Here is a 25,188-nt window from a genome sequence, read left to right on the forward strand (position 1 = left end):
GCGCGCACGGACCCGACGACCACCGGTCCGCCAGGCCGGTCACGGCCCCACGACCGGCTTGACACGGCGGCGTTTGGTTAGGTTAGCCTAACCTCATGCAGAACGAGTTGGCGTCGGTCAACGGGGAACGCAGCCTGTCCGGCGTCGACCTCCGTCTGGGCTATCACGGTGTGCCGGTGGTGCACGGTGCCGTGATCAACCTGCGCGCGGGTGCCGTGACCGCACTGGTGGGGCCCAACGGCAGCGGCAAGTCCACCCTGCTGCGGGCCCTGGCCCGGCTGCACCCGATCGAGGCCGGAATCGTGCACCTCGCCGACGGCGTCACGGCCGCCAGCCTCGCGGCCCGGGAGTTCGCCCGGCGGGTCACCCTGCTCGCCCAGAGCCGGCCGGTGCCCAGCGGAGTCACCGTCCGCGACGTCGTCGGCTACGGCCGCCACCCCTACCGGGGACGCTGGCGCACCGAGGACCCGGACGGTCCCGGCGCCATCGCACGCGCCATGGACGTCACCGGCGTCGCCGCGATGGCCGACCGTCCCGTCGACGAACTCTCCGGAGGCGAGTTGCAGCGGGTCTGGTTGGCCACCTGCCTCGCCCAGGACACCCCGGTTCTGCTCCTCGACGAACCCACCACGTTCCTCGACCTGCGCTACCAGGTGGAGATCCTCGACCTGGTCCGTGACCTCGCGGACGATCACGGCGTCGCCGTCGGCGTCGTGTTGCACGACCTCAACCAGGCAGCCGCCGTGGCCGACGAGGTGGTCCTGTTGCAGCAGGGCCGGGTCCGCGCCACCGGCACCCCGGCAACGGTGTTCACCGAGAACGCCCTCACCGAGACCTACGGGATCCGCATCGAGGTGACCACCGATCCGGTCAGCGGACTGGTCACCACCCGCCCGGTCGGGCGGCACCAGATCCGCGCCCTGGTCTGAACCACCCCCATCCACAGCAGAGAAAGACCGTCATGACCCGTACCCGTTTCACCGCCCTCATCGCCGTCGTGGCCGCGCTGACACTCGGCGCCTGCGGCACCACCGAGAACGCCGCGGCCCCCGACACCTCCGCCTCGGCGGCCGGCGGCCCGGTCACCGTCACCGACAGCCGGGGCAAGGAGATCACCCTCAAGGCGCCGGCGACGAAGGTCGTCGGGCTCGAGTGGGGCGAGGTCGAGCTGCTGGTCAGCCTGGGCGTCATGCCCGTCGGTGTCGCCGACCCCAAGGGTTACGGCACCTGGGTCACCTCCGCGAAGCTCGACCCGGGCGTCAAGGACGTCGGGGTCCGCGGCGAGCCCAGCGTCGACGCGATCGTCGCCCTCCAGCCCGACCTCGTCGTGATGGAGGACGACCGGGGCGCCAACATGGTCAGTCAGCTGGAGAAGTTCGTGCCCGTGGTGGTCGCCAAGGGCAGTGACGCCACCGACAACCTCGGCCGGATGCGCACCGACCTCAACATGATCGCGAAGGCGGTCGGCAAGACCACCGAGGCGGAGAAGCTGCTCACCGACTTCGACGCGGCCATCGCCGACGGCAAGAAGAGAATCGCCGACGCGGGTGCCGCCGGCCGTCCGTTCGCCATCGCCGACGGCTGGAAGGAGGGCAGCACCGTCAGCATCCGGATGTTCGGCACTGGCGCGCTGGTCTCCCAGATCGGCATCCAACTCGGCCTCACCAACGCCTGGACCGGCAAGACCGATGAGGTGTGGGGCCTGGGCCAGACCGACGTCGAGGGCATGACGGTCCTCAAGGACCCGAACATGCACCTCTTCTACAACGCCTCCGACGGCGACGACGTGTTCGCCGACGGTCTCGCCGGCAACGCCATCTGGAAGTCGCTGCCCTTCGTGCAGAAGGGCAACCTGCACAAGATGCCCAACGGCATCTGGACCTTCGGCGGTCCTCTCTCCGGCAAGCAGTACATCGACGAACTCGTCAAGACGTACACGGTGTGAGCGTGCTGAACGCGCCCCCACGCCCGGCGCCGGCCACCCGGCCGGCTCCGGGCGGACACCAGGCCGTGCCCCGCGTCGCCGTCGTCTTCGTCGCCGCGACCCTGCTGCTGCTCGTGGTCGGCGCGGTGCACCTCACCCAGGGCACCTCGAACGTCGGCGCCCTCGACCTGCTGCGGCTCGCGATCGGCGCGGACGACGAGGCGGCCCGCGTCCTGATCGCGTCGCGGCTGCCCCGGCTGCTCGCCGGGCTCGCCATCGGCGTGGCGCTCGGGTTCGCCGGGGCGGCGTTGCAGTCGATCGCCCGCAACCCGCTCGCCTCCCCCGACACCCTCGCGGTCAACGCGGGCGCCCACCTGGCGATCGTCGCCGTCGCCGCGTTCGGCGTCTCACTGCCCGCGCTGCCCGCCGGCGGCCTCGCCTTCTGCGGCGGGCTGGCCGCCGCCGGCCTGGTGATGGCGATGTCCTCCGGTGGGCAGGCCGGCACCACCCGGCTGATCCTCGCCGGCTCGGCGACCGCGCTGGCTCTCGGGTCGGTGACCACACTGCTGCTGCTCCTTTTCGAGCAGGCCACCATCGGGCTGTTCGCCTGGGGGAACGGCTCGCTGGTGCAGAGCGACCTGACCGCGCTGACCCAACTCGCCCCGGTGATCGTCGGCGCCACCATCGTGCTCGTGCTGCTCGGGCACCGCCTCGACATCCTCGCCCTCGGCGACGACACCGCCACAGTGCTCGGCCTCGACGTGCGGCGCACCCGGCTCACCGTCATGGTGCTGGCCGTGCTGCTCTCCGCCGCGGCCGTCACCCTCACCGGTCCGGTCGGCTTCGTCGGCCTGTGCGCCCCGGTGATCGTCCGGCTGCTCGCCCCCGTGGTGCCGGGCGTACACCGGCACCGCATCCTGCTGCCGTTGTCCGGCATCGCCGGGGTCATCATCGTGCTCGGCTCCGACGTGCTGCTGCGGGCCGTGATGGGCGGGCAGGCCGGGGTCGACATCCCCACCGGCGTGGTCACCACCCTGTTCGGCGCGGCGATCCTCATCTGGCTGGCCCGCCGGCACCGCGACGCCGGCCCCACCCGTCGTCCGCCCGGAGGGCACGCGGCTGTCCGCTCCGCCGCCTTCCACCGCGGCGTCGTCGCCGTCACCGCAGTCCTGACCGTCTGCGCCGTGGCGGTCGGCATGCTCGCCGGTGACACCTGGGTGCTGCTCGGCGACGTCGTCAACTGGGTCAACGGCACCACCGGGCCCGCGTACACCTTTGTGCTGGACCAGCGGTGGCCGCGCGTCGCCGCGGCGGTCCTGGCCGGCGCGGCGCTCGCGGTCGCCGGCACCACAGTGCAGGCGGTCTGCCGCAATCCGCTGGCCGAACCGGGCATCCTCGGCATCACCGCCGGCGCCGGGCTCGGCGCCGTCTCCCTGCTCACCTTCGTGCCGCTGGCCGGGGTGTGGGCCGTCTCCGGCGTCGCCGGGCTCGGCGCGATGCTGGCGTTCGCCCTGGTCTACGGCCTGGCCTGGCGCGGCGGACTGAGCTCCGACCGACTTGTGCTGATCGGCTTCGGCGCCTGGCAGGGCGGCATGGCGGTCATCACCTACCTGGTCGTGGCCTTCGACCCCTGGAACACCGGGAAGGCGTTGACCTGGCTGTCCGGCTCCACCTACGGCCGGATGCCCACCCAGGTGCTGCCGGTGCTGATCGCCCTGCTGGTGCTCACTCCGGCCGTGGTCGCCGCCCGTCGGGAACTCGACCTGATGGCGCTGGACGACGACACCCCCCGGGTGCTGGGCGTCCGACTGGAACGCACCCGGTTGATCGCGCTCGGCGCGGCGGCGCTGCTCACCTCCACCGCCGTCTCGGCCGTCGGGGTCATCGGTTTCGTCGGTCTGGTCGCCCCGCACGCCGCGCGGGCGCTCGTCGGCGGCCGGCACTCCCGGGTGCTCCCGGTGGCCGCCCTGCTCGGCGCGGCGCTGGTCAGCATCGCCGACACCCTCGGTCGGACGGTCATCGCTCCGGCCCAGATCCCCGCCGGCCTGGTCACCGCCATGATCGGCACCCCGTACTTCGTCTGGCTGCTGTGGCGCTCCCGCGCCGTGGCGAGCACCACCCGGTAGACGCGAGCCCGAGTCGAGAGAGGCACCATGACCGAGACCCTGCCCATCGCCCCGTGGCGCGTGTTCGCCGTCACCGTCCGGGCGGTACGTCGCCTGAGCCCGTCCTTCACCCGGGTGACCTTCACCGGGGCGGACCTGGACCGCTTCGCCGACAACGGTTACGACCAGCGGATCAAGCTGGCGCTGCCGCTGCCCGGTCAGGACCGGGCGACCCTGCCGGACGGCGCGGACTGGTACGCGACGTGGCGGGCCCTGCCCGAGCACCTGCGCAACCCGATACGCACCTACACGGTGCGGGCGGTCCGGCCGCACCTGGCCGAGGTCGATGTCGACCTGGTGCTGCACGGCGACAGTGGCCCGGCGACGCGCTGGGCTCGGCGGGCCAGCGTCGGCGACGAGATCGCCCTGGTCGGGCCGGATGCCGGCTTCGACGGCAACCACGGCGGGGTCGAGTTTCGACAGCCCACCGGCGGCACGGTGCTACTGGCCGGGGACGAGACCGCCGTGCCGGCGATCAGCAGCATCTGCGAGCAGCTCCCCCTCGACACCCGGGGCACTGTCGTGCTGGAGGTGCCCGACGCCGCCGACGTGCTGCCGCTGCTCGCGCCGCCTGGCGTCGAGGTCCGCTGGCTGGCCCGGGGTGCCGACGGGTACGGCAGCCGGCTGGTGCCCGCCGTCGTCGCGGCGGCCGGGGAACTGCTGGCCCCCGGCGCGTCGACAGCCGCCCAACCCGTGCCGGACGTCGACGTGGACACCGAGATCCTGTGGGAGGTGCCCGAGCGGGTGGCCTCGGCGCCGCTCTACGCGTGGCTGGCCGGGGAGGCCGGCGTCATCCGTAACCTGCGCCGGCACCTCGTCGCCGAGCGGGGTATGGACCGGCGGGCGGTGGCCTTCATGGGCTACTGGCGTCTCGGCCACGCCGACGCCGACTGACAGCGCCGCGAGGCGCACCACGCCGAGCGGCCGCGAGGTGCGTCGGAGGCCGTGAGGCGCGTACCGTTTCGGGTCGGACTTGGGGCGGGTCGGCTGGAGCCGGCACGGGATACGGGACGAGACAACGACGCATGACGGTGGACAACATTACCGAAAACGGTCAAGAGGGTATTGACCGAAGCCGGCTGGAGGCCTGCCTCAGCGTCTTCGAGGCGTTGGAGGCGCTGCCCTCCGACCACCCCGACGTGGTGCAGGTGCAGCGGGCCACCGCCCGGCTCTACAAGGTGATCAAGCAGCGGCGGCGGGAGGAGCGGCGGGACGCCATCCTCGCCGCCGACCGCGCGGTGACGGAGGCCACCGCCACCGGCGCTCCGGGGCGGATCGACGACGAGACACAGGGCATTCCGCTCGCGTCCTCCGTCGCGGGCGAGACGGCCGGCTTCCTGCACAACCCGCGCGGCTGCTACGTCTGCAAGCAGCGCTACCGCGAGGTGGACGCCTTCTACCACCAGCTCTGCCCGTCCTGCGCCGCCCTGAACCGGGAGCGCCGCGACGCCCGCACCGACCTGACCGGCCGGCGTGCGCTGCTCACCGGCGGCCGGGCCAAGATCGGCATGTACATCGCGCTGCGGCTGCTGCGCGACGGCGCGCACACGACGGTGACGACCCGGTTCCCGCACGACGCGGTCCGCCGCTTCGCCGCGATGCCCGACAGCGCGGACTGGCTGCACCGTCTGCGCATCGTCGGGATCGACCTACGCGACCCCGCCCAGGTGATCGCGCTCGCCGACGACGTCAGCAGCCAGGGCCCCCTCGACATCCTGATCAACAACGCGGCGCAGACCGTCCGCCGGTCCCCCGGGGCGTACGCGCAGCTCATCGCCGCCGAGGCCGCGGCCCTGCCGGACGGCCCGCTGCCGGAGCTGATCACGTTCGCCAAGCCGGACGGGCAGGGCGGCCCGGTGGGCAGCCTGACCGCCGGGCCACAGTCGACAGCGCTCACCCCGCACGCGCTCACCGCGCTGGCACTGACCAGCGGATCGGCCTCGCCGGAACGGATCGCGGCGTCCACGGCCATCGACGCCGGAGGTCTCGTGCCCGACCTCGACTCGGTCAACAGCTGGGTCCAGCGGGTCCAGGAGGTGGACCCGGTCGAGCTGCTCGAAGTGCAGCTGTGCAACGTCACCGCGCCGTTCGTGCTGGTCAGCCGGTTGCGTCCGGTGATGGCCGCCGCGTCGGCCCGCCGCAAGTACGTGGTGAACGTGTCGGCGATGGAGGGCCAGTTCGGTCGCGGTTACAAGGGGCCGGGGCACCCGCACACCAACATGGCCAAGGCGGCGCTGAACATGCTGACCCGCACCAGCGCCGAGGAGATGTTGACCGACGGCATCCTGATGACCAGCGTCGACACCGGCTGGATCACCGACGAACGCCCTCACCCGACGAAGATGCGGCTGGCCGACGAGGGCTTCCACGCCCCACTGGACCTGGTCGACGGAGCGGCCCGGGTGTACGACCCGATCGTCCGCGGCGAGCAGGGCGAGGATCTGTACGGCTGTTTTTTGAAGGACTACGCGCCCTGCGCCTGGTGATCGCCCCGCAGGACGAGGACGATCGCCCGCACCAAAAGGAGAAGAACATGTCAGCTGACCGTGAATCGTGGCCGACGCTGGACGAGCTGCTGCGCGAGGAGAACGAGCTGGAGCTCGCGGGTCTGTCCGAGACCGACGCGTACGAGCTGGGGATGCTCGCCGTCACCGCCGCGACCGAGCAGCGGCTGCCGGTCTCGGTGGGCGTGTGGCGGGCCGGGCGGCAGCTGTTCCACTGTGGCCTGCCGGGGTCGACGGCGGACAACGACGCGTGGCTGCGCCGCAAGGGGCGGGTGGTGATGCGGTTCGAGCACTCCTCGCTCTACATGGCCCGGCTGTGCCAGGACAAGCAGGTGACGCTGGCAGAGAGGTTCGGCCTGCCGGCCTCGCGGTACGCGGCGGCCGGGGGCGCGGTGCCGCTGCGCGTGCGTGGCACCGGTGTGGTGGGCTGGGTCGGTGTCTCCGGGCTGCCGCAGCTGGACGACCACCGTTTCGTGGTCGACATCCTCCGCAAGCTCCCCCGGTAATGGGCTGTCCCGGCGGCCTCCTGCCGAGGCCGCCGGGTCACCCGCTCAGTGTGTGCGCCGGTTGGCCCGCAGGGCGCCCAGGAGCACGCCGGGCCGGGCCAGTGAGCGCGGGTGCTCGCGCATGGAAACCACGTCGTTGAACCGCCGCGCGGTCGCCACGTCCGTGACGGTCGCGGCGATGATCTGCCCACTGGCCCACCTGGAGAGCCGGTAGCCGCGCGGGTAGGGCCCGTCGACGTGGGGCAACGCCAGGTCCGCCGAGGTGGAGAGCGACCAGGCGGCGTCGACCACGACCTTCTGGAGCGCGAGGTAGTGACGCGCGGGCGCCCGCAGATCCGGACCGGACCGCAGGTACGTCGACAGGCAGGCCGCGTGCAGGGCCGCCGCTGTCATGCCCTGCCCGTACACCGGGTTGAACGACGCGACGGCGTCGCCGACGCTGATCAGACCGGCCGGGAACCGCTTGAGCGCGTGGAAGTCCCGTCGTCGGCTGTCGGCGTGGTGGTAGGTCTGGACGTCACCGATCATCTCCTGGTCGGCGACCTCGCCGAACTCCGGTGGGAACTGCTCGCGCAGGCGACGGACGAAGTCGTCGGCGGTGCGCCCCGGGCGGTCCTTGCCGTAACCGGCCATCATGGCCATCCACCGGCCGTCCTCGATGGCGAAGAACGCAGCCCCGGCCACGTCCGCCTGCGCCCTGGCGGTGTTCAATGCCAGCACGACCGTCGAGTCCGGCGTCACCTCCGGGCGACGGAACAGGGCGGTCGCGTAGTTGAGGTGCACTGTCATCCGCCGGGTGACCGGCCGGTCCCAGTCGGCCTGCTCCAGCCAGTCCGACAGTTTGCTGGACCGCCCCATGGCATCCACCACGAGGTCACCGCGCTCGACACCGGGCACCCCGCTGACCTCACAGCGGACCCCGGTGACAGCGGAGCCGTCGAACACGAGGCCGGTGGCGCGAGCCGTGATCGTCTTGACGTTGGGCAGTCGGAGCACCTGCTGGCGGATCAGGCCCTCCAGCAGCGGCCGACTGCCCGCCAGACTGTCGGCGTCGTCGGGGACGACGACCTTCAGACGTCCGTCGAGGTAGTTGCGCCGGGCCGCGGGCGGCGCCTCGACCGCTCCGCGCGCCAGTGCCTCGTCGCGGAATCCGGGAAACAGCCGCTCCAGCTGGAAGAGGCCGCCGGGCAGCAGCGCGTGCAACTGCGTCCCCTGGGGTACGCCGGGCCGCGCGCCGGTCACCTGCGGGTCGTCCCGGTCGATGATGACGACGGTGTCGGCGTGGTCGGACAGCACCCGGGCGGCCAGCAGACCGGCGACACTGCCGCCGACCACGACGGCCGTGCCCATCGTCGGGGACGGCTGATCAGGGGGTCGAGCCGCATTCAGCTCTGCGAAGACCCGGGACGGGGAGAGGGACATCGTGCTCTCCAAGGGGGTAACGGGGTGTGTGCCCTCCCCGGTTACTGTCCGCGACCGTGCGCGGACAGACCGGTGGACGGTCGTTCGACGTTTTGCCCGCCGATCGTCGCACAACCACCTGAACGGCAACCGCGTGTGTCCGCCAGATGACCGCCTGTTGACCGGCGGGCCGGACGGGTCCGACGTTCGGACGGGTCAGTGGCGCGTACTCTGGCTGGCTGTCACGATCTCCGGCATGTCCGTTGCACGTCGAACTCTGCTCGGGGCCGGCCTGGCCGCCGCGGCCTCCGCCCTTACCGGTTGCGGTGCCACCGGCGCGCCGAACCCCGGTTCGGACGGCCCTGGCGACGCCGCGACCGGGAAGGGCGCCACCGGCAGCCGGGCCGGATTTGGTCCGGCGGGAGACGCCGGGCCGCCGCTCAGGGCACCGGACGCGCCGGTCGGCGGCAACCCACCGGTTCGTGAGGCCCGCTACGCGCAGGACGTGACCGCTCTGCTCCGGCGACACCTGCCCGCGACCCCGCAGACCGTGCAACACAAGGGTTTTCCCGGTGCTGTCGCTCTCGTTCTGGTGGGCGGGAAGGTGACGGTGCACAGCGCTGTCGGTGAGGCGTTGCGTTATTCGGCGGGTCCGAAGCTGCTCGCGGCGAACCAGCGCGTCGCGATGCGCCGGGACTCCATCTTCGACCTCGCCTCGGTCAGCAAGGTGTACACGGCCATCCTGCTGTTGCAGCAGGTCGACAAGGGGCGTGTCGACCTCGGCGCTCCGGTGCGCGACTACCTGCCCGCCTTCACCGGCGCGGGCAAGGAGCGGATCACCGTCGAGATGCTGCTCACCCACACCAGCGGCCTTCCCGTCGGCGCCAAGGTCACCGGCCTGCCCGACAACGCGGCCCGCTGGAACGCCGTGCTCGGCACGCCGCTGGTCTCCGGCGCCGTGCCGGGGAAGACGTTCCGCTATTCCAGCGTCGGGCTCATGGTCGCCGGCAAGATCGTCGAGAAGGTCACCGGCCAGCGGCTCGATCAGGCGCTCAAGACCAATCTGACCGACCCGCTCGGCCTGCGCGACACCGGCTTCAACCCGAACGGCTGGCTGTCGGCCGCCGCGAAGGCCAGCCGGCTGGTCTCCACCGACGCCCGCTCGTCCCGGGGGCTGCTCCGTGGCGTCGTCCACGACGACGTCGCCAATCACCTCGGTGGCATCGCCGGCCACGCCGGCATCTTCGCCTCCGCGACCGATCTCGCCGCCATCGGTCAGCTGCTCCTCAACGAGGGCACCCACCGGGGCGAGCGGATCCTCGCCGCGGCGACGGTGCGCCGGATGCTCACCAACCACAACGCCGGCAAACCCGCCATCGACCCCGAGCGCCCCAATCGGACCTCGGCGCACGGCCTCGGCGTCGTCCTCGACCAGAGCTGGTTCATGGGGAAGCTCGCCTCGGCCCGGACCTTCGGCCACACCGGATTCGCCGGCCCCTCGCTGCTGGTCGCCCCCGACCGCAAACTCGTCCTGGCGCTGCTCACCAACCGCGCGCACCCCAACTGGAGCTGGTCGAACCCCGACCCGGTCCGCGCCGCCGTCGGCGACCTGCTCGCCACAAAGGTCAACTGACCGGAAGGTGTGGACCATCGCTCCCCACCCTGACACGATACTTGCGCTAGTAGTGCAAATACTTCGTCCGTCCAGGTGGAGGATCGATGCACACATCTCGCCGGAGCCTGCTCTCCGTGTTGGCCGGGGTCGCCCTCGCGGCCAGCCTGTCCGCCGTCGCCGTTCCACGCGCCGCCGAAGCCGCCGCCACACCGACGTACCGTCCAGTGATCTTCGTACACGGCAGCGCGGGATCGGCGGCGCAGTTCGAGACCCAGGCCAAACGGCTGGCCAGCAACGGGTACCCGATCGACATCATCGAAGCCCACGAGTACGACTCCCCGAACGTCGCGACGATCCTGCCCCAGGTGTACGCGGGACTCGACGCACGGATCTCCCGCCTGCTGGCGGCCACCGGCGCGGACCGGGTCGACCTCGTCGCGCACTCACTGGGCACTTTCGTCTCGCAGGCCTATCTCAACAGCTCGCCGGAGCGTGCCGCCCGGGTCGCGCACTACGTCAACCTGGACGGGCGGCCCGCGACCTCCCCGCCGGGTGGTGTGCCCACGCTCGCCATCTGGGGCGAGGGTGACCCGGCCCGCGCCGTCGTCGGCGCGACCAACGTGCACCTGCCGGACCAGTCGCACACCCAGACCGTGTCATCGGCGGAGTCGTTCACCGAGATCTTCGGCTTCCTCCGGGGCCGCGCGCCCCACACGACGCGGATCGTGCCGCAACTCTTCGGTGCCGCCCGCGTCTCCGGCCGTGCCGTGCTCTTCCCGAGCAACGTCGGTGTCACCGGTGCGACTCTTGAGGTCTACCCGGTCAGCCCGCTGACCGGCGGCCGACTGTCGCACCGGCCCGCGCATCGGCTGTCACTCGGCGGCGACGGCTCGTTCGGCCCTCTCCCGGTGCTCGCCACGGCTCGCTACGAGTTCGCCATCGTGCGCCCGGGCGCCGCGACGCACCACTTCTACTTTCAGCCGTTTCTCCGCTCGGATTCGTTGGTGCGCCTGGCGACCAGCGAGCCGGGCGAGGGCCTCAGCGGCCTGGTCGAGACCAGCGACCGGCACACAGCGCTCACGATCCAACGGCAGAAGGAGTGGTGGGGCGACCAGGGCGACGCCGGCGACCACCTCTGGATCAACGGCAGGGATGTCCTGAACGCGGCGAACACACCCCGCGCCAAGCGGACGATCGGCATCTTCGCCTTCGACGACGGCAGCGACGGCGTCACCGACCTGACGGCCCCGTTGCCGGAGTTCTTCAGCCAGACCTTCATCACCGGCATGGACGTCTTCGTTCCGGCGACGCCGGCACACCTCGGCCTGGTACGGATCACCGTGGGCCAACGCGGCGGCGGCTACGAGGTGATCAACGTGCCCAACTGGAGGTCGAGCACCGACCGGGTGACGGTCAGCGTGGACGACTTCTGACCGCGTCTCGCGCACGGCCCGGCCACCTCAGGTCGAGACGGTGGCCGGGCCCCGCCCGCGCTCGTCAGACGGTGGCCGGGACCCGTTCGCGCACTCGTCGCCCGACGGCGAAGCTGACCAACCCCAGGATCAACCCGACGATCGCCAGCGCGACGCCCACCCGGGCCGGCGCGAGGTAACCGAGGCCGGCGGCGATGGCGACGCTGCCCAGCGCGGCACCCAGGCTGTTCGCGATGTTCATGGCCGACTGGTTGAGCGCCGCGCCCATCAGTTGCGCTCCCGGAGCGACGGTGATCAGGCGCGCCTGCAGGACCGGACCGAGATACAGGCTGGTGGCACCGACCAGGAACGCGCCCACGAACAGACCGACGCGGGACGACGCCACGAGACTGAACACGGCGATGCTCACGATCATCGCCACGAAACCGATGACCATGCTCCGGTGGAGGTCACGGTCCGCCAGCCAGCCGCCCAGGGCGTTGCCGACGGTCATCCCGAGACCCACCGCGACCAATGCCCACGGCACCGTCGCGGCGGAGAGGCCGGTGACGTCGGTGGTGACCGGAGCGATGTAGGTGTTCACCGCGAAGAAGCCGGCGAAACCGACCGCGCCGGTCGCGGCGACCAGCCAGACCTGCGAGGTCCGCAGCGCCCGCAACTCGGTGGCCGGCGAGCCGTCGACCGCCGCGGCGACCTCCGGCACGACCGCCAGCACCGCCAGCAGGGTGAGCACGAAGAAGCCGGCGATGACCAGGTACGCGACCCGCCAGTCGACGGCCTGCCCGAGCCGCGTGATGAGGGGTACGCCGACCAGGTTGCTCACTGTCAGACCGCCGAGCACTGTGGCGAAACCACGGGCCTCGTTACCGGGGCCCATCAGGGTCGCCGCGAGCAGACCCGCCGCACCGAAGTACGCGCCGTGCGGCAGCGCCGCCGCGAACCGGGCCACCAGCACCAGGTCGAAGGTGGGCGCGAGCGCGGACGCGACAGTGCCGACAGCGAACAGCACGAGCAGCCCGAGGACGAGCTTCTTGCGGGGCAGGCGCGCGCTCAACGCGGCGATCAGCGGCGCGCCGACGACCACGCCGAGCGCGTACGCGGTGATCATCCAGCCCGCCCGGGCGACGGCGTCCGACGACGACTGCGCGTACTCGTGCGGGAGCAGACCGCGGGCGATGTCGGGCAGCAGCCCCATCGCCACGAACTCGGTCAGGCCGACCGCGACGCCGCCCAGTGCCAGGGCGGCCAGCGCCGCCAACCGTCGACCTCTACTCAACTCGATCACCGAAAAAATTTAGCAACAGCGTTGCGTAATAGGGTGGTGAGATGACTCGCGTCACTGCCGACGTCACCTTCCTCCGCGGCTACAACCAGGCGCTGGTTATGGCGGTGGGGCGCACGGCTCGCACGTTCGAGCGCTCGACAGTGGTCGAGGCCACCGGCCTGACACCACAGGCGGTCTCCAAGGTCATCGCCCGGCTGATCGCCGACGGCCTGATCCGCCCCGCCGGCGTCCGGCGCCCGGGCATCGGCAAGCCCGCTGTCGTCTACGCACTCGTCCCGGACAGCCGGTACGCGATCGGCGCCCACGTGGCCCGACGCACGCTGCGGCTCGTCCTGGTCGACCTGGCCGGCACCGTGCACCACTCGGCGGTCAGCCCACTGCCCCGCGACTTCACCCCGGAGCAGCTCCTCGACGCCCTGAGCGTCGGCATCGACACGATGGCCGGCATCGGCGACCTGCGCAGCCGGCTCACCGGGCTGGGCATCGGCATGATCGGCCCACTCGACCACGCCAACGGCCTGGTCCGGGACGCCCACGGCCTGCGGCACTGGCACGACGTACCGCTGCGCGAGATCGCCGAAAAGCACCTCGGCCTCCCCGTCCACCTGGACAAGGACGTCACCGCGGGGATCACGGCTGAGGCCTGGCGGCACGGCGCGACGTTCGGCGACGCGGCCCTCATCATGGTCGAGTCCGGCATCGGCGGCGGCTTCTGGCTGGGCGGCGCGGCCCACCGGGGGGCGCACACCAACGCGGGCGAGTTCGGCCACACGGTGGTCGACCTGACCGGGCCCCGCTGCGTCTGTGGCCGGCACGGGTGCCTGGAGATCGTGCACCACCGGGCCGCCGAGGCCGGAGACATCGCACACGCCGCCCGCGTGCTGGCCGTCGGCGTCGTCAACCTGCTCCAGACCCTCGACCTCGCCCACGTGGTGCTGGCCGGCGCGGACCTCCTCCGACACTCGCAGACCTATCTCGCGGCGGTCACCGAGGCCGTCGGGGCGGATGCCCGGCGCGCGGACTGGCTCAGCACCACTGTGGCTCTGTCCAGCCTCGGCGCGGACGTGATCGCCGCGGGCGCGGCGATGCAGGTCCTCGACCAGCACTACGGCATCCCGGAGCTGGCCCATCCCTTGATCGTTGGCAGTTGAGCAGCTCGACACGCCGAGCGCCGCCCTGCTGAGCTGCTGCCACCGATCGCCGCGAGGTCAGAAGCCGGCGACCGGACTGCGTCGCTACGCCACCACGGCGTCGGTGTCCGTTCGGGTGCAACCGTTTGTCGGGCTCTCGCTGAGCGCGATGACCTCGTCGAGCCGCTTGCGCGCCTGCCGGAGTTGAGTGATCTGCCGATCGATGCGGTCGCGTTCGGCGCGGAGCATGGCCCGCGACTGCGGTGTGTTGACCTTCGCGTCGACGCAGGGCAGCAGGTCCAGGATGGTTCGGCTGGACAGGCCGGCGGCGTACAGCATCTGGATCAGATACACCCGGTCGACCGCGTCGTCGAGGTAGTGCCGCTGGCCGCCACTGCTCCGTGCGGCAGAAAGGAGGCCCTGCTCCTCGTAGTAGCGCAGGGCTCGTACCGACACCCCGGTCTTCGTGGCGAGTTCCCCGATCCGCATCGACCCTCCCCCGGCCGGTGACGCCGGTCACACAGCCATGTCCCTCACGTGAACGTCAGGTTTTACCGTAGCTCGCATACCGACTCTCCTGCAGCGCGGCGCGGTGACTCACTGACAGACGCGCCAGTCGCCGTCCTCCTTGATCAGCGCGACCCCCTGCGTGAACCTCGCACCGGTGGCCGCCTGGACCGCCTCGACCTGGACGGTCCCGGTGACCCGCCCGTTGTAGTTGTTGACGTTCACGCCGGTGATCTCGTAACTGCTGATCTTCAACTGCGCACTCTGGATCCGGGCGAAGTCCTCCTGCGGCATGGTGTCGCGCACCCGGTCGCACAGCCGCCCGTACGCGCCCGCGTAGTTGCCGGCCTGCACGTCGTCGAGGTAGGCAGTCGCCGCCCCCCGGACCGGTTCGACGGTGTCCTTGACCGAGCGGTAGAGCCAGAGGCCGACGCAGGTGCCGACCACGCAGCACAAGGCCAGTAGGGCGCCGACGACGATCAGGACCGTACGAAGTGTCTGGTTGGGCCTCGGGGCGGGAACCATCATCGGCTCGTACGTCATGGCCCGGAGGGTAGGGCTGCCGGGCCAGCGGCGAGAGCCCGCCGGGCAGCCGGTGGTTCAGCCTCCGGAGGCGGACGGCCCCGGCGTCGGCACGCCACCGGCGACCGCACGCGCGGGCGGCGTCGGGGCCGGGGCCGGTCGCAGATCCGCGGGTACGGGCAGCGCGCTGCCCTTGACGAACTGGCCCCAACTGGTGTTCCAGGCCGTCCAGCCGTTGCCCGGCTGGAGCCGGACCTCGGTGCCGGTGAAGGTGACCAGGTCACCGACCTGGGTGACGCCCATCAACCAGTCGGCGTTGGCCGCCGAGATGTTCGTGCAGCCGTGCGAGACGTTGCGGTGTCCCTGATCCGACACCGACCAGGGTGCCCCGTGGATGAACTCGCCGCCCCAGGTGAGCCGTTGCGCGTCCTTGACGTTCACCACGTAGCCGCCGTTCGGCTCGCCCCGCGTGTCGAACGTGGTGTACTGGTGCTTCTCCATGATCACCATCTTGCCGCTGGACGTGGGGGTGCTGCGCTTGCCGAGGCTGACCGGGATCCTGCGGATCAGCTTGCCGTCGCGCAGCACGCGCATCTGCTTGGTGGCGTTGTCGACTTCGAGCGCCACCTGCCGTCCGATCCGGGACGTCGCGGTGCGGTCGGCGTCACCGATGTGGTTCTTGCCGATGGGCAGGCCCTCCAGGCCGGCCCGGACGCTGATGGTCGTGCCAGGCCGCCAGAAGTCGGGAGCCCGGTAGTAGACCTGGCTGCCGTCGTCCACCCAGGACCAGGCGCCCGGCTGGGCCGGCTTCGTGGTGACGAACAACCGACGCTGCACGTCGGCGCGGGCCGCCCTGGCGATGGGCGGATCGAAGCCGATGGTCACCGGCATGGCCGTGCCGTACGTCTGCTTGTCGGCGAAGTACAGGGTGCTGCTCACCTGCGGCTTCGTCGACGCCGCCGCGGTGGTGAAGGTGGTGGTGCGGGTGGTGGTCCGCCCGGAGTCGCCGGTGGCGGTCACCGACGCGGTGTAGGTGTGCTGCGGCCGCAACGGAGTGGTCGGCACCCAGGCCGAGCCGTCCGCGCGTGGCTCCGCCCGGACCAGCGCGCCCGCGTCGTCGACGATGCGCACGGTGGTGATCTTCCCGCCCGTGACGAGCGGAACCACCTCGGCGCTGAGCGGCACGTCCCGGGAGAGATCGGCGGGCGTGAGGGTCAGTTCGGGCGAGGGCACCACCTGCTCGGCCTGACGCACGGCGGCCTTTCGCTCGGTGGTGCACCCACCGAGGACCAGCGGTGTCGCCGCGACGGTCACCGCAACGAGCGCCATACGCCTTCGTAAACCCATCGAACGTCCCCCGGCTTCCGCGTGCTCCGTGGCGGCAATTCTCTCCGCGTCCGCGGTGCCCTGCGCCGTTTTCGGAAATCACGCAGCGAAGGTGGGAACGTACGGCACGGCACGCGGTCCGGGCCCTCGGTTGCGCTTCCCTTTCGTGATCCTCGGGGCATCGAAGCGTGATGCCGCCGTGGAATGCTGCCAACATGCGCGGAAGACGACGTCCATGGATTCTGCTCCCGCTCCCCCTCCTTATCCTGACCGCCTGCTCGCCTGCGGAGCAGCCGATTGTCGCTCTCGCCGTCCAGGACGGCCGGCCGGTCGGCGTACTGGTCACCTGCGACGACCGTGACGCCAATATCCGTGTGTTCGAGAACGACCATAAGGGTGAACCGGGCAAACGATCCCTGATCAGGTGGCGCATCGGCGGCCCGCCCGCGAGCGAGGTCGTCGAGGTGGCGCTGTTGGGTCAGCCGCCAGAGGGTTGGGAGGTCGCCGACGCTGTCGACAGCTCTGCGACCGAGGTGGACGTCGAGCTGCTCACCGAATTTCGGGCCGGGGTCACCTACACCCTCGACGGGTCAAGCCGCAGCGAGGCCCTCTCGGTGGACTTCACCCTCGCGGACCTGCCACGGATCGGCCCGGATCAGGTGTTGGCGCCGCGCGAACACAACTCGACGAAGGTCGTGTCGCGGGAGACCTTCCTGCGCAAGGCACGCGACCGCTGCTGACCCGACACGGCCGACCACTCAAGAAAGTGGAGTGGCGCCACAGTCGCCGATTACAGTTTTTGAAGAAAAATCAAAAAATTGAGATTGATCCGACACCACGGCGGCTCCGCACAGCCGACCAGGCAATCGCAGAGCGATATTTAAGGGAGAATTAATCGTTTCACCTGGAAACGAGCAGGGGGCCGACTCGTATTCTTCGTGCTCGGAAGAAAGGTGCGCCCCCCATTGATAAATCTTCGATCCACCCCTCGACACCGCCGTTCCGTCACCGCCCTGCTGCTGGTGAGCGTGGCGCTCGCTGGCGGCTGCAAGGAGGCGCCGGGCACTCCCGGCGGGTCCGGCCCGTCCAGCGACACCGGCATCGGCTCGTCCGGCCCGGATGCGCCGACGCCCGCCGCCCCGGGCGACCCGTCGGCCACCCCGAGCGCCCCGGGCACCTCGGCGACCCCGTCCGCGCCGGGCAAGCCCGGAACGCCGGCGACCAGCGCATCCGGTGGCTGGATCACCATCGACGCCGCCGCGCAGGCCGCCGCGACGAAGGCGTTCTTCGCGCGCAAGCCCAAGCCGGTGACCGGCAATCCCGTCAAGGTGCCCGAATTCAACGTCGGCTGTACGACCAGCCACCACAACAGCGACGATCCGATCGTGCTGCCGAAGCTGGTGGGCGGCTCACACAACCACACGTTCTGGGGCAACAGGTCGACCGACGCCAACTCGACCGCCGAGTCGCTGCGGGCGTCCAAGGCGACAACCTGCAACTCGCCGGACGACCAGTCCGCCTACTGGGTGCCGACGATGTACCAGAACGGCAAGGTCGTGGACCCGAAGGAGGTGACCGTCTACTACGGCTCCCGCCTGAAGGACCCGAGCAGGACCCAGCCCTTCCCGTTCGGCCTGCGAATGATCACGGGTAACGCCAAGAACCAGGTCGACACCCCGGACAAGCAGGGCAACCATTTCTGGTGCGCCGGCATCGGCGGCGAGATCGGCCGCAGCGCCGACAAGACGTTCCCGGTCTGCGCCAAGACCGCGAACATCGTCCGGCAGATCACCTTCCCGGACTGCTGGGACGGCAAGCACCTGGACAGCCCCGACCACAAGGCGCACATGGCCAACGGGGACCACACCGGGGCCTGCCCGAAGAGCCACCCGGTGCCCGTCCCGTCGGTGTCCTTCGTGATCTCGTACCCGTTGAGCGCGAACACGGACGGCATCACCCTCGCGTCCGGCACATCGTTCTCGATGCACGCGGACTTCTTCAACGCGTGGAAGGACGAGGCGCTCGCCGCACGGGTGCGCAACTGCCTCGACCAGGGCGTCAAGTGCAACTCGGCCGGTAACTTCTAGTCGACGCGGTACGACGGCGGCGGCCGGTCACCCCCTGGGGACGACCGGCCGCTGTCGCGTGTGCCTCGTACTCGTACTGACTCTGGGGCTGACGGCGGGCGCTTTGGCTAGCCTGCCCTGTCGATGTGCTGGTGAGCGGTATACCTCAGAGGTATGAATATGACCCTGAGGTATACCCCTCACTGCCGCATCCGCCCCGACGGAGGTGACCGACGGTCACCGCCGACCGCCGGCTGCGCGCCCACCGCCCCAGCCACGGTTGGTACTTGCTCGTCTAGAGCCGGGCGGCGCCCGCCTCGGTGGCCTCCTGCACCGCCGAGGTACGGCGGACCTCGGCCCGCTCGTCACCGGCGTCCTCCCGATCCGGGCCGGCCACCCGGGCCGCACGGTTGGTGGCAGGTGCCGCCTGGTCACCGGTCACCCCGCCACGGATCCGGTTGTTCGCGGCCACCTGGGCGGCCGGGTCGTTGGACGTCACCGCCAACTGACCGTTGATGATGTTGTCGTCGACGGTGACGCCACCGGTGGTGCTGGTGACGCTCACGTCCCCACCCCAGTAACCGCCGGAGGCGCAGCTGTCGAGGGTGCCGTTCGGGCCGAGCTGCACACCGCCCAGGTTGCCGGCGAAGGTGGCCCGGCCCTGGACCGCACTGCCACACACCACGCTGCCGGTGGCGCTGTTGAGCACCGACAGCGTGCCGTCGACGAACGAGTCGTGCAGGTCGGTGTAGTAGGTGCCGGTGCTGCTGAGGTTGCGCTGCACCTGGGTGCCCCGGTCGAGCCGGACCTCGCCGGCACCGACGTTGACGTGCCCGGTGACCGTCGACGCCTCGGCGAACAGGAAGCTGTCGATGGTCGTGGAGCCCTTCGGCCGTACGGTGACGGTGCCGGTGCGGGCATCCTTGAGGAAGATGCCGTACCCCCCGGCCGCGAGCACCACCTGGCCGTCGACTGCCGTCTCGGTGGCGTCGAGGTACCCGTCGGCGGCGACGCGTACCTCACCGCTGACCCGGCCACCGGTCACCACCAGGTTGCCGCCGGCCGCGACGGTGACGTTGCCGGTGATCGTGGTGCCGGTGAGCGCGCAGGATTCGCCGGCGGGTACGAGCAGGTCGTTGGGCACTGTCACCGCGCCGCCGGTGCCGATGCAGTGGGTGACCAGGTCGGCGTGTGCGGTGGGCGCCACGGCCAGCACCGAGGCCGCGATGACGGCGCTCACGGTGGCGAGCTTGGCGACGGTTCGTCCGGGCATCGTGGTACTCCCTGTCGGTGAGATTCGAGGACTCATGCGCCGACGTCCGATCGGGCCGCGGCCCGGACGATGGCGCCCTGCTGCCGCCGGTCGAGCGTGCCGCCGGTCACGAGAGCGGCGGTGACCGCTTCGACGTGTCGGACGAATTCGGCGTGGCCGGGGTAGTCGGCGTGTTCGTCGATCAGATCGTTGATGGTGCAGCCGTCGCCGGTGTCCACGTTGGCCACACCGGTGTCGCCCCCGTCGATGACCACGGTGGCCCGGGTGTCCGAGTCGGGGCAGCGGTCGGTGCCGTCGACCACCACGGTGAACGACGTCGACTGCTCGGTGGAGGAGTTCCCCGCCGTGTCGGTCGCCCGGTACCGCACTGTGTGCGCGCCGGGTGCGCGGACGGCGACCGGAGCGGTGTACGCCGTCCAGCCTCCGGTGTCGAGCGCGTACTCGATCTTCGCCACGCCCGACTCGGCGTCGGTGGCCGTGACGGTGACGGTCGCGCCGCCGACGTACCCGCCGTCGTCGTTGCGGTCACCGGCCACCGTGGCGGCGACAGTGGGTGGGGTGGTGTCCTCGGCCTGCGGCTCGACGACTGTGAAGTGGGACATCTGCTCCGCCGACGTGTTGCCGGCGACGTCAGTGGCCCGGTAGTGCAGCATGTGCATCCCGGCCGCGTTCACCACGATCGGGTTCGTGTACGCGGTGAAGGCCGCCCCGTCGAGGGCGTACTCGATGGTGGCGACGCCGGATCCGCTGTCGGTGGCGGTCAACGTGGCGGTGGCCGTACCGATGTAGTTGCCGTCGCCGTCGCGGTCGCCGGCCAGCGCGACCGCCACCACCGGCGCGGTGGTGTCCTCCTCCCCCGGCTCGACGATCCGGAACGCCACCGAGCCGACTGCGCTGGTGTTGCCGGCCTGGTCGGTGGCGCGGAACTGCACCGCGTGGTCACCGATCGCGGTCACTCGCACCGGCTCGGTGTACGGCAGGAAGCTGGTGTCGTCGACCTGGTACTCGACGGTCTGGACCCCCGAGTCGGCGTCGGTGGCCGTCACGGTCACCGTGGCCGCGCCGAGGTAGTTGCCGTCCTGGTCCTGGTCGCCGGAGACCGCGGCGGTCACTGTCGGCGCGGTGGTGTCACCGCCGCCACCGCCGTCGGTGACCACCAGCTCACCGACCATCGAGCTGTGGCCGGGGATCGAGCAGAAGTACCGGTACCGCCCCGGGGTCAGCGTCACGGTCGCCTGGTGGCGGCCGTCGTTGGCGTCGAACGGGCTGGCCAGGATGTTGACTGTGACGTCGTGGTTGTAGCCCTCGGTGCTGGTGTCGAAGGTCAGGGTGTGCGGCATCCCGGTGGTGTTTCCGGTGGCCGCGCTGTTCTCCCAGATGATCGTGGTCGCTCCGGCCACCGCCGTGGTGGGCGCGGACTTGTACTGGGTGATGCTGTCGTCGGCGGTCCAGGTCAGCACCTGGTCGGCGGCGACACGCGGGGCGGCGGAGGCGGGCGCCACTGCCAACGGGATCACCGTGAGCAGGAGCGCCGCCAGCGCGGCCGTCAGTCGTCGGGTCATCGTCACTCCTAGAGTTCCCGCGCACGAATGTTGCGGAACTCGGTCAGGTCGTTGTCACCGTGGTTCTGCAGGCCGATGAAGCCGCGCAGGAACTGCCGCAGGTCGGTCGGCGGGTCGCCGGCGCGCGACGACTGCTTGCCCGGCGTGTTGTCGAACTCGTTGATCACCACGCCGTTGCGGATCATCGTGTAGTGCTGCCCGACGGCGCGGATCTCGTAGTCGTTCCACTCGTTCTTCGGCGTCACGCCGGCCTGGGCCAGCGGCACCGGGTCGAAGTTGTAGACCGAGCCGGTCTTCTGCGGCTCACCGGTGTCACCGTCGTAGATCTGGATCTCGTGTCCGCAGTAGATCGCCATCCAGGCCGGCGAGGTCCGCGCCGACCCGACCGTGCCGCAGCTGTCCGGTGGCCGCTGGTCGAGGGGCGTTCGCAGATCCGGGAACCGGATGAAGACTCCGGTGTTGGCCCGGCCGGTGCCCGGCGCGATGTCCCGGAACTGCAACTTCAGCGAGAAGTCGCCCAGCTCCTTGGTGTGCCAGAGCATGCCCAGGCCGCCGCTGGAGCGCAGCGACCCGTCCGGTTGGATGCCGAACTGTCCCGACGGTGCCTGCTGCCAGCCGCGCAGCGACTCGGCGGTGCCGTCGAAGAGCGGCTCGTACCCGGTGTGCCCGTCCCGGCCGATCTCCGACGCGGCGGCCAGGCGGGTGAGGGTGCCCGCTTCGCGGGTGCTGAGCAGGTCGTCGTCCTGCAACGAGCGGGCCACCGCGGTGACGTGCCGGACGAAACCGTTGTGGTCGGTCCAGGTGCTCTCGTCGTCGATCAGGTCGTTGGCCGTGCAACCCTGCCCGACAGTGCGACTGGGCACCCCGGTGTCGGTGTCGCCGAGCCACACCGTCGACCTGTCGTCGGGTACCGCGCAGCCCACAGTCACAGTGGTCTGCACCGTCGCGGTCTGACCGTCGGCGTACGTGACGGTGAGCTTCGCCGTGTAGGTGCCGACAGTGGCGTACGTGTGCCGGGGGTCCGCCTCGGTCGACGTGGCGCCGTCGCCGAACTCCCAGCGGTGGCTGACGCCGCCGGAGCGGGAACCGGTGAAGGCGATGGTCAGCGGCTTGTTCTGCACGGCGACCGAGGTCGCCGCCGGCGCCGGGGTGGGCGCCCCTCCGGTGTAGGTGATCCGGATCAGCTTCTGGTTCGCGTGCAGGCTGAAGAAGCCGCCGCCGTAGTCCAGCAGATAGAGCGCGCCGTCCGGGCCGAACTTCGCGTCCATCCAGCTCTGCAACCGGTTGTCGCCGTTGCCACCGGGGATGATGGCCCGCAGTGACTCGGCGTACACCGGTGGGGCGGCCTGCGGCACGCCGGCCGGGTCGACGGTGACCGCGACCCGGTTGGCGGCGTTCGACTGGTCGCCGATGAACCACTTGCCGTCCCAGTGCTCCGGCCACGCCACGCCGCTGGCGGTGTCGACGAGGCTGCGGTGGTACGTCGGGCCGGACATGATGGCCTGCCCGCCGCCGCGCAGGTACGGCTGCGTGTAGGTGGCGTCGGCCGCCACGTAGGTCGGCAGGCCGCTGCCGTCGGTCCGCTTCGGGAACACCGGGCCGCCGCCGTCGGGCGAATACCAGATCATGTTGTCCCGGGCCGCCGGGACGTCCACCAGTCCGGTGTTGCGCGGCGACTCGTTTTTCAGGTTGTCGCAGTCGTACCAGCCGGTCAGCACTGTCGCGTCGGTGTTGCTGCGGTCGCGGTACGGCTGCCGGTTGCCCATGCAGTACGGCCAGCCCTGGTTACCGGCGGAGGTGATGATGGTGGCCGTCTCGTACTTCGCCGGGCCCAGGGTGGGGCTGGGCGACGAGGCGTCCGGGCCGACCCAGCCGGCGGTCAGCCACTGGTGCACCGGGTCGATCTGAAGGCGGGCGATGTTGCGCACGCCCATCACGTAGATCTCCGGTCGGGCCTTCTCGGTGCCCGGTGGGAACAGGTTGCCCTCCGGGATGGTGTACGTGCCGTCCGGCTCCGGGTGAATCCGGATGATCTTGCCGGCGAGGTCGTTGGTGTTACCCGACGTGCGGCGGGCGTCCTGGAACGAGATCCCCTGGTACTCCTGGGTCCAGTTGTTGCCGGCGTAGCCCTGCGACCCCTCCGAGGAGTTGTTGTCGCCGGAGCCGACGTAGAGGTTGCCCTTGGCGTCGAACGCCATGCCGCCGCCGGCGTGGCAGCAGCTGTGGATCTGCACCGGGAACTGCAGCAGGTCCTTGCGGGTGGCCTGGTCGATGGTCTGCGCCTGACGGTCGTAGGTGAACCGCGAGACGGTCCGCTGACCGACCCGCTTCACCCGGTCGACCGAGTCGTGCGGCATCCAGTAGACGTAGAGCCAGCCGTTTTCGGCGAACGCGGGGTCGGGCACGATGCCGAGCAGACCCTCCTCGTTCTTGACCAACTCGGAGCCGCTGCCCCGGTTGCCCATCACCTCAAGGGTGGTGAGCAGCTTGACCTGCTTGGTGCGCGGGTCCCAGGAGTGGATGGTGCCGCAGCCCAGGCCGACCTTCGGGTTGCTCCAGTCCGCGATCGGGCCGCTCGGGCAGGCCGCCTTGCCGACGTAGAAGACAGTGCCGTCCGGCGCGATGGTGAGCCCGTGCGGCTCGCCGATCTGGTCCAGCTGCCCGGTCTGGTTGGCTGCGGTGAGTCGCTCCACCTTGTAGTTAGCGGCGATGGTGGCCTGGCAGTCGCCGCGTACCCGACCGGTGGTCCAGTTGAGAGCGCCGGCGAGGTGCGTGCGGAACGCCTCCTCGCCGTAGCTGCCCTCGGTGTGGCCCATGCCGGTGTAGAACGACCGGCCGCCGTCGTAGTCCCGGCACCAGGACACCGGGTGGAAGGCGCCGTTGGCGGCCGCCCCCGGGTTGTAGTGCCGCTCCTCGACCTGGGCGAGGGTGTGCACGGTGCCGATCGGGTTCGGGTCCCAGTTCTCCCAGCGGTCGGACCGGGTGATGGTCATCGGCAGCGACGCGGTGGCCGGGTGCTTGCGGTCCAGGATGTTCACCACCGCGCGGTTCACCGCGGGCGGCTCCGGGGCGGTGGTGCTGCCGGTGAACAGGCGCAGATCGGCGAGTTGGACCAGCGGTTCACCGCTGTTCGCTGTGACGTTCAGCCGGTAGCGCGTGAACTCCTGCGGCGCGGCGATGTCGAACCGCCGGGTCTGGTACCGGTCCGGGAAGGTCTGCCCGGTGCGGCGGTCCAGGTCGGTCCAGCTCTGACCGTCAGTGGAGCCCTGCAGGGTCCAGTCCTTCGGGTCCCGACCGGAGGAGTCGTTGGCCGACGTGAGCGCGTACCCGGTGATCTTCTTCGGTGCGCTCAACTCGTACGCCACCCAGGCGGTCGGGGTGCGGACCAGCCACTTCGTGTTGGCGTCGCCGTCGGTCAGCTTCTCCTTGGTCTCGTTGGGCGGGTTCTCGCCGCTGGCGGTCACCCGGGTCACCGGCTCGGCGACCGGGATGGCGCCGGCCGGGCGGGTGCCGATCAGCCCGGTGAACCAGGTCGAGTCGACCTGGGCTCGGGCGGCGTCGGCGATGCCGACGAAACCGCCGCCGGCCTTGACGTAGTTCTGGAGCGCTGACTCCTGGTCGCGGTTCAGCGCGGCGCCCGTCGCGGAGAGAAAGACCACGCTGCGGTACGCGGACAGCCCGGCCGCGGTGAAGGCGCCCGGGTCCGTGGTGGCCGTGACATCGATGTCATGAACGGCACCAAGCTGTTTGATGGTGTCCACCGCGCGAGAAACCGGGTCCTGCTGCTCGGCCACCGGGCCGTGGAATACCAGGACCGCGGTCTGCTGCGGCACCGCCGCCTGCGGGGCGGCCGCCGTTCGTGGTGCGGCCGCGGCCGCCGTCGTTGCCGGGAGCAGTGTCGCCAAGGCCGCTACCGCGGCAAGGGTTCGTCGTAGTTTTCTGGTCATGCCCGTCCCCACTTTCGGTTCG

At 70.9% G+C, this 25,188-nt stretch carries 19 protein-coding genes; 11 read left to right on the forward strand and 8 right to left on the reverse strand.

Annotation, left to right across the window (positions count from 1 at the left end):
• The first annotated feature begins 95 nt into the window (after window positions 1-95).
• The 6 genes from GUI43_RS02060 to GUI43_RS02085 all read left to right on the forward strand — a co-directional run bounded on the left by GUI43_RS02060 (window position 96) and on the right by GUI43_RS02085 (window position 7,099).
• Window positions 96-929 (forward strand): ABC transporter ATP-binding protein, encoded by an 834-nt coding sequence (locus GUI43_RS02060; protein ID WP_112584481.1) that lies wholly within the window; start codon window positions 96-98, stop codon window positions 927-929.
• Window positions 930-961: 32 nt separating this feature from the next.
• Window positions 962-1,945, forward strand: coding sequence for an ABC transporter substrate-binding protein (locus GUI43_RS02065; RefSeq protein WP_112697781.1), 984 nt, complete (start codon window positions 962-964; stop codon window positions 1,943-1,945).
• A gap of 5 nt (window positions 1,946-1,950) precedes the next feature.
• A complete protein-coding gene (locus GUI43_RS02070) occupies window positions 1,951-4,050 on the forward strand; it encodes an iron ABC transporter permease (RefSeq protein WP_112697934.1) in 2,100 nt (699 codons plus the stop codon).
• Window positions 4,051-4,077: 27 nt separating this feature from the next.
• Window positions 4,078-4,983, forward strand: a complete 906-nt coding sequence (locus tag GUI43_RS02075) for a siderophore-interacting protein (RefSeq protein ID WP_112697783.1) — start codon at window positions 4,078-4,080, stop codon at window positions 4,981-4,983.
• Between the two features lie 131 nt (window positions 4,984-5,114).
• Window positions 5,115-6,575: an SDR family NAD(P)-dependent oxidoreductase gene (locus GUI43_RS02080; RefSeq protein ID WP_091406888.1), complete on the forward strand. Its 1,461-nt coding sequence runs from the start codon at window positions 5,115-5,117 to the stop codon at window positions 6,573-6,575.
• 47 nt (window positions 6,576-6,622) lie between these two features.
• Window positions 6,623-7,099, forward strand: coding sequence for a heme-degrading domain-containing protein (locus tag GUI43_RS02085; protein WP_112584538.1), 477 nt, complete (start codon window positions 6,623-6,625; stop codon window positions 7,097-7,099).
• 45 nt (window positions 7,100-7,144) lie between these two features.
• Here the strand turns inward: GUI43_RS02085 and GUI43_RS02090 are convergent, their stop codons facing one another.
• On the reverse strand, window positions 7,145-8,521 hold the full coding sequence (locus GUI43_RS02090) for an FAD-dependent oxidoreductase (RefSeq protein ID WP_211326628.1): 1,377 nt from the start codon (window positions 8,519-8,521) through the stop codon (window positions 7,145-7,147).
• A gap of 235 nt (window positions 8,522-8,756) precedes the next feature.
• Here GUI43_RS02090 and GUI43_RS02095 point away from each other — a divergent pair, with 235 nt between their 5' ends.
• Window positions 8,757-10,133, forward strand: a complete 1,377-nt coding sequence (locus GUI43_RS02095; RefSeq protein WP_112697935.1) for a serine hydrolase domain-containing protein — start codon at window positions 8,757-8,759, stop codon at window positions 10,131-10,133.
• A gap of 86 nt (window positions 10,134-10,219) precedes the next feature.
• Complete coding sequence (locus GUI43_RS02100; RefSeq protein WP_112584478.1) at window positions 10,220-11,548, forward strand: alpha/beta fold hydrolase; 1,329 nt, start codon at window positions 10,220-10,222, stop codon at window positions 11,546-11,548.
• 64 nt (window positions 11,549-11,612) lie between these two features.
• Here the strand turns inward: GUI43_RS02100 and GUI43_RS02105 are convergent, their stop codons facing one another.
• Window positions 11,613-12,833, reverse strand: coding sequence for an MFS transporter (locus GUI43_RS02105; protein WP_112602586.1), 1,221 nt, complete (start codon window positions 12,831-12,833; stop codon window positions 11,613-11,615).
• Window positions 12,834-12,874: 41 nt separating this feature from the next.
• Here GUI43_RS02105 and GUI43_RS02110 point away from each other — a divergent pair, with 41 nt between their 5' ends.
• A complete protein-coding gene (locus GUI43_RS02110; protein ID WP_112697787.1) occupies window positions 12,875-13,984 on the forward strand; it encodes an ROK family protein in 1,110 nt (369 codons plus the stop codon).
• Between the two features lie 84 nt (window positions 13,985-14,068).
• Here GUI43_RS02110 and GUI43_RS02115 read toward each other — a convergent pair whose 3' ends face one another.
• The 3 genes from GUI43_RS02115 to GUI43_RS02125 form a co-directional block, all read right to left on the reverse strand.
• On the reverse strand, window positions 14,069-14,452 hold the full coding sequence (locus tag GUI43_RS02115) for a MerR family transcriptional regulator (RefSeq protein WP_112584475.1): 384 nt from the start codon (window positions 14,450-14,452) through the stop codon (window positions 14,069-14,071).
• Window positions 14,453-14,560: 108 nt separating this feature from the next.
• Window positions 14,561-15,013, reverse strand: coding sequence for an Rv0361 family membrane protein (locus GUI43_RS02120; protein WP_112697789.1), 453 nt, complete (start codon window positions 15,011-15,013; stop codon window positions 14,561-14,563).
• Window positions 15,014-15,070: 57 nt separating this feature from the next.
• A complete protein-coding gene (locus GUI43_RS02125) occupies window positions 15,071-16,321 on the reverse strand; it encodes a L,D-transpeptidase (protein ID WP_211326629.1) in 1,251 nt (416 codons plus the stop codon).
• A gap of 185 nt (window positions 16,322-16,506) precedes the next feature.
• Between GUI43_RS02125 and GUI43_RS02130 the strand changes: the two genes are divergently transcribed.
• Both GUI43_RS02130 and GUI43_RS02135 read left to right on the forward strand, forming a co-directional pair.
• Complete coding sequence (locus GUI43_RS02130; protein ID WP_146754611.1) at window positions 16,507-17,058, forward strand: hypothetical protein; 552 nt, start codon at window positions 16,507-16,509, stop codon at window positions 17,056-17,058.
• A 225-nt stretch (window positions 17,059-17,283) separates the two neighbouring features.
• Entirely contained in the window at window positions 17,284-18,405 is a 1,122-nt protein-coding gene (locus GUI43_RS02135) for a DUF1996 domain-containing protein (protein WP_146765844.1), read from the forward strand.
• Between the two features lie 274 nt (window positions 18,406-18,679).
• Here GUI43_RS02135 and GUI43_RS02140 read toward each other — a convergent pair whose 3' ends face one another.
• From GUI43_RS02140 to GUI43_RS02150, 3 genes are read right to left on the reverse strand one after another with little or no spacing between them, the layout of a single operon-like run.
• Window positions 18,680-19,657: a hypothetical protein gene (locus GUI43_RS02140; protein WP_112697797.1), complete on the reverse strand. Its 978-nt coding sequence runs from the start codon at window positions 19,655-19,657 to the stop codon at window positions 18,680-18,682.
• A gap of 32 nt (window positions 19,658-19,689) precedes the next feature.
• On the reverse strand, window positions 19,690-21,219 hold the full coding sequence (locus tag GUI43_RS02145; protein ID WP_112697936.1) for an OmpL47-type beta-barrel domain-containing protein: 1,530 nt from the start codon (window positions 21,217-21,219) through the stop codon (window positions 19,690-19,692).
• Window positions 21,220-21,227: 8 nt separating this feature from the next.
• Window positions 21,228-25,166 (reverse strand): ThuA domain-containing protein, encoded by a 3,939-nt coding sequence (locus GUI43_RS02150; protein WP_112697799.1) that lies wholly within the window; start codon window positions 25,164-25,166, stop codon window positions 21,228-21,230.
• Window positions 25,167-25,188 lie beyond the last annotated feature (22 nt).

This window comes from Micromonospora noduli (assembly GCF_003264365.1).
Lineage (GTDB): Bacteria > Actinomycetota > Actinomycetes > Mycobacteriales > Micromonosporaceae > Micromonospora > Micromonospora noduli.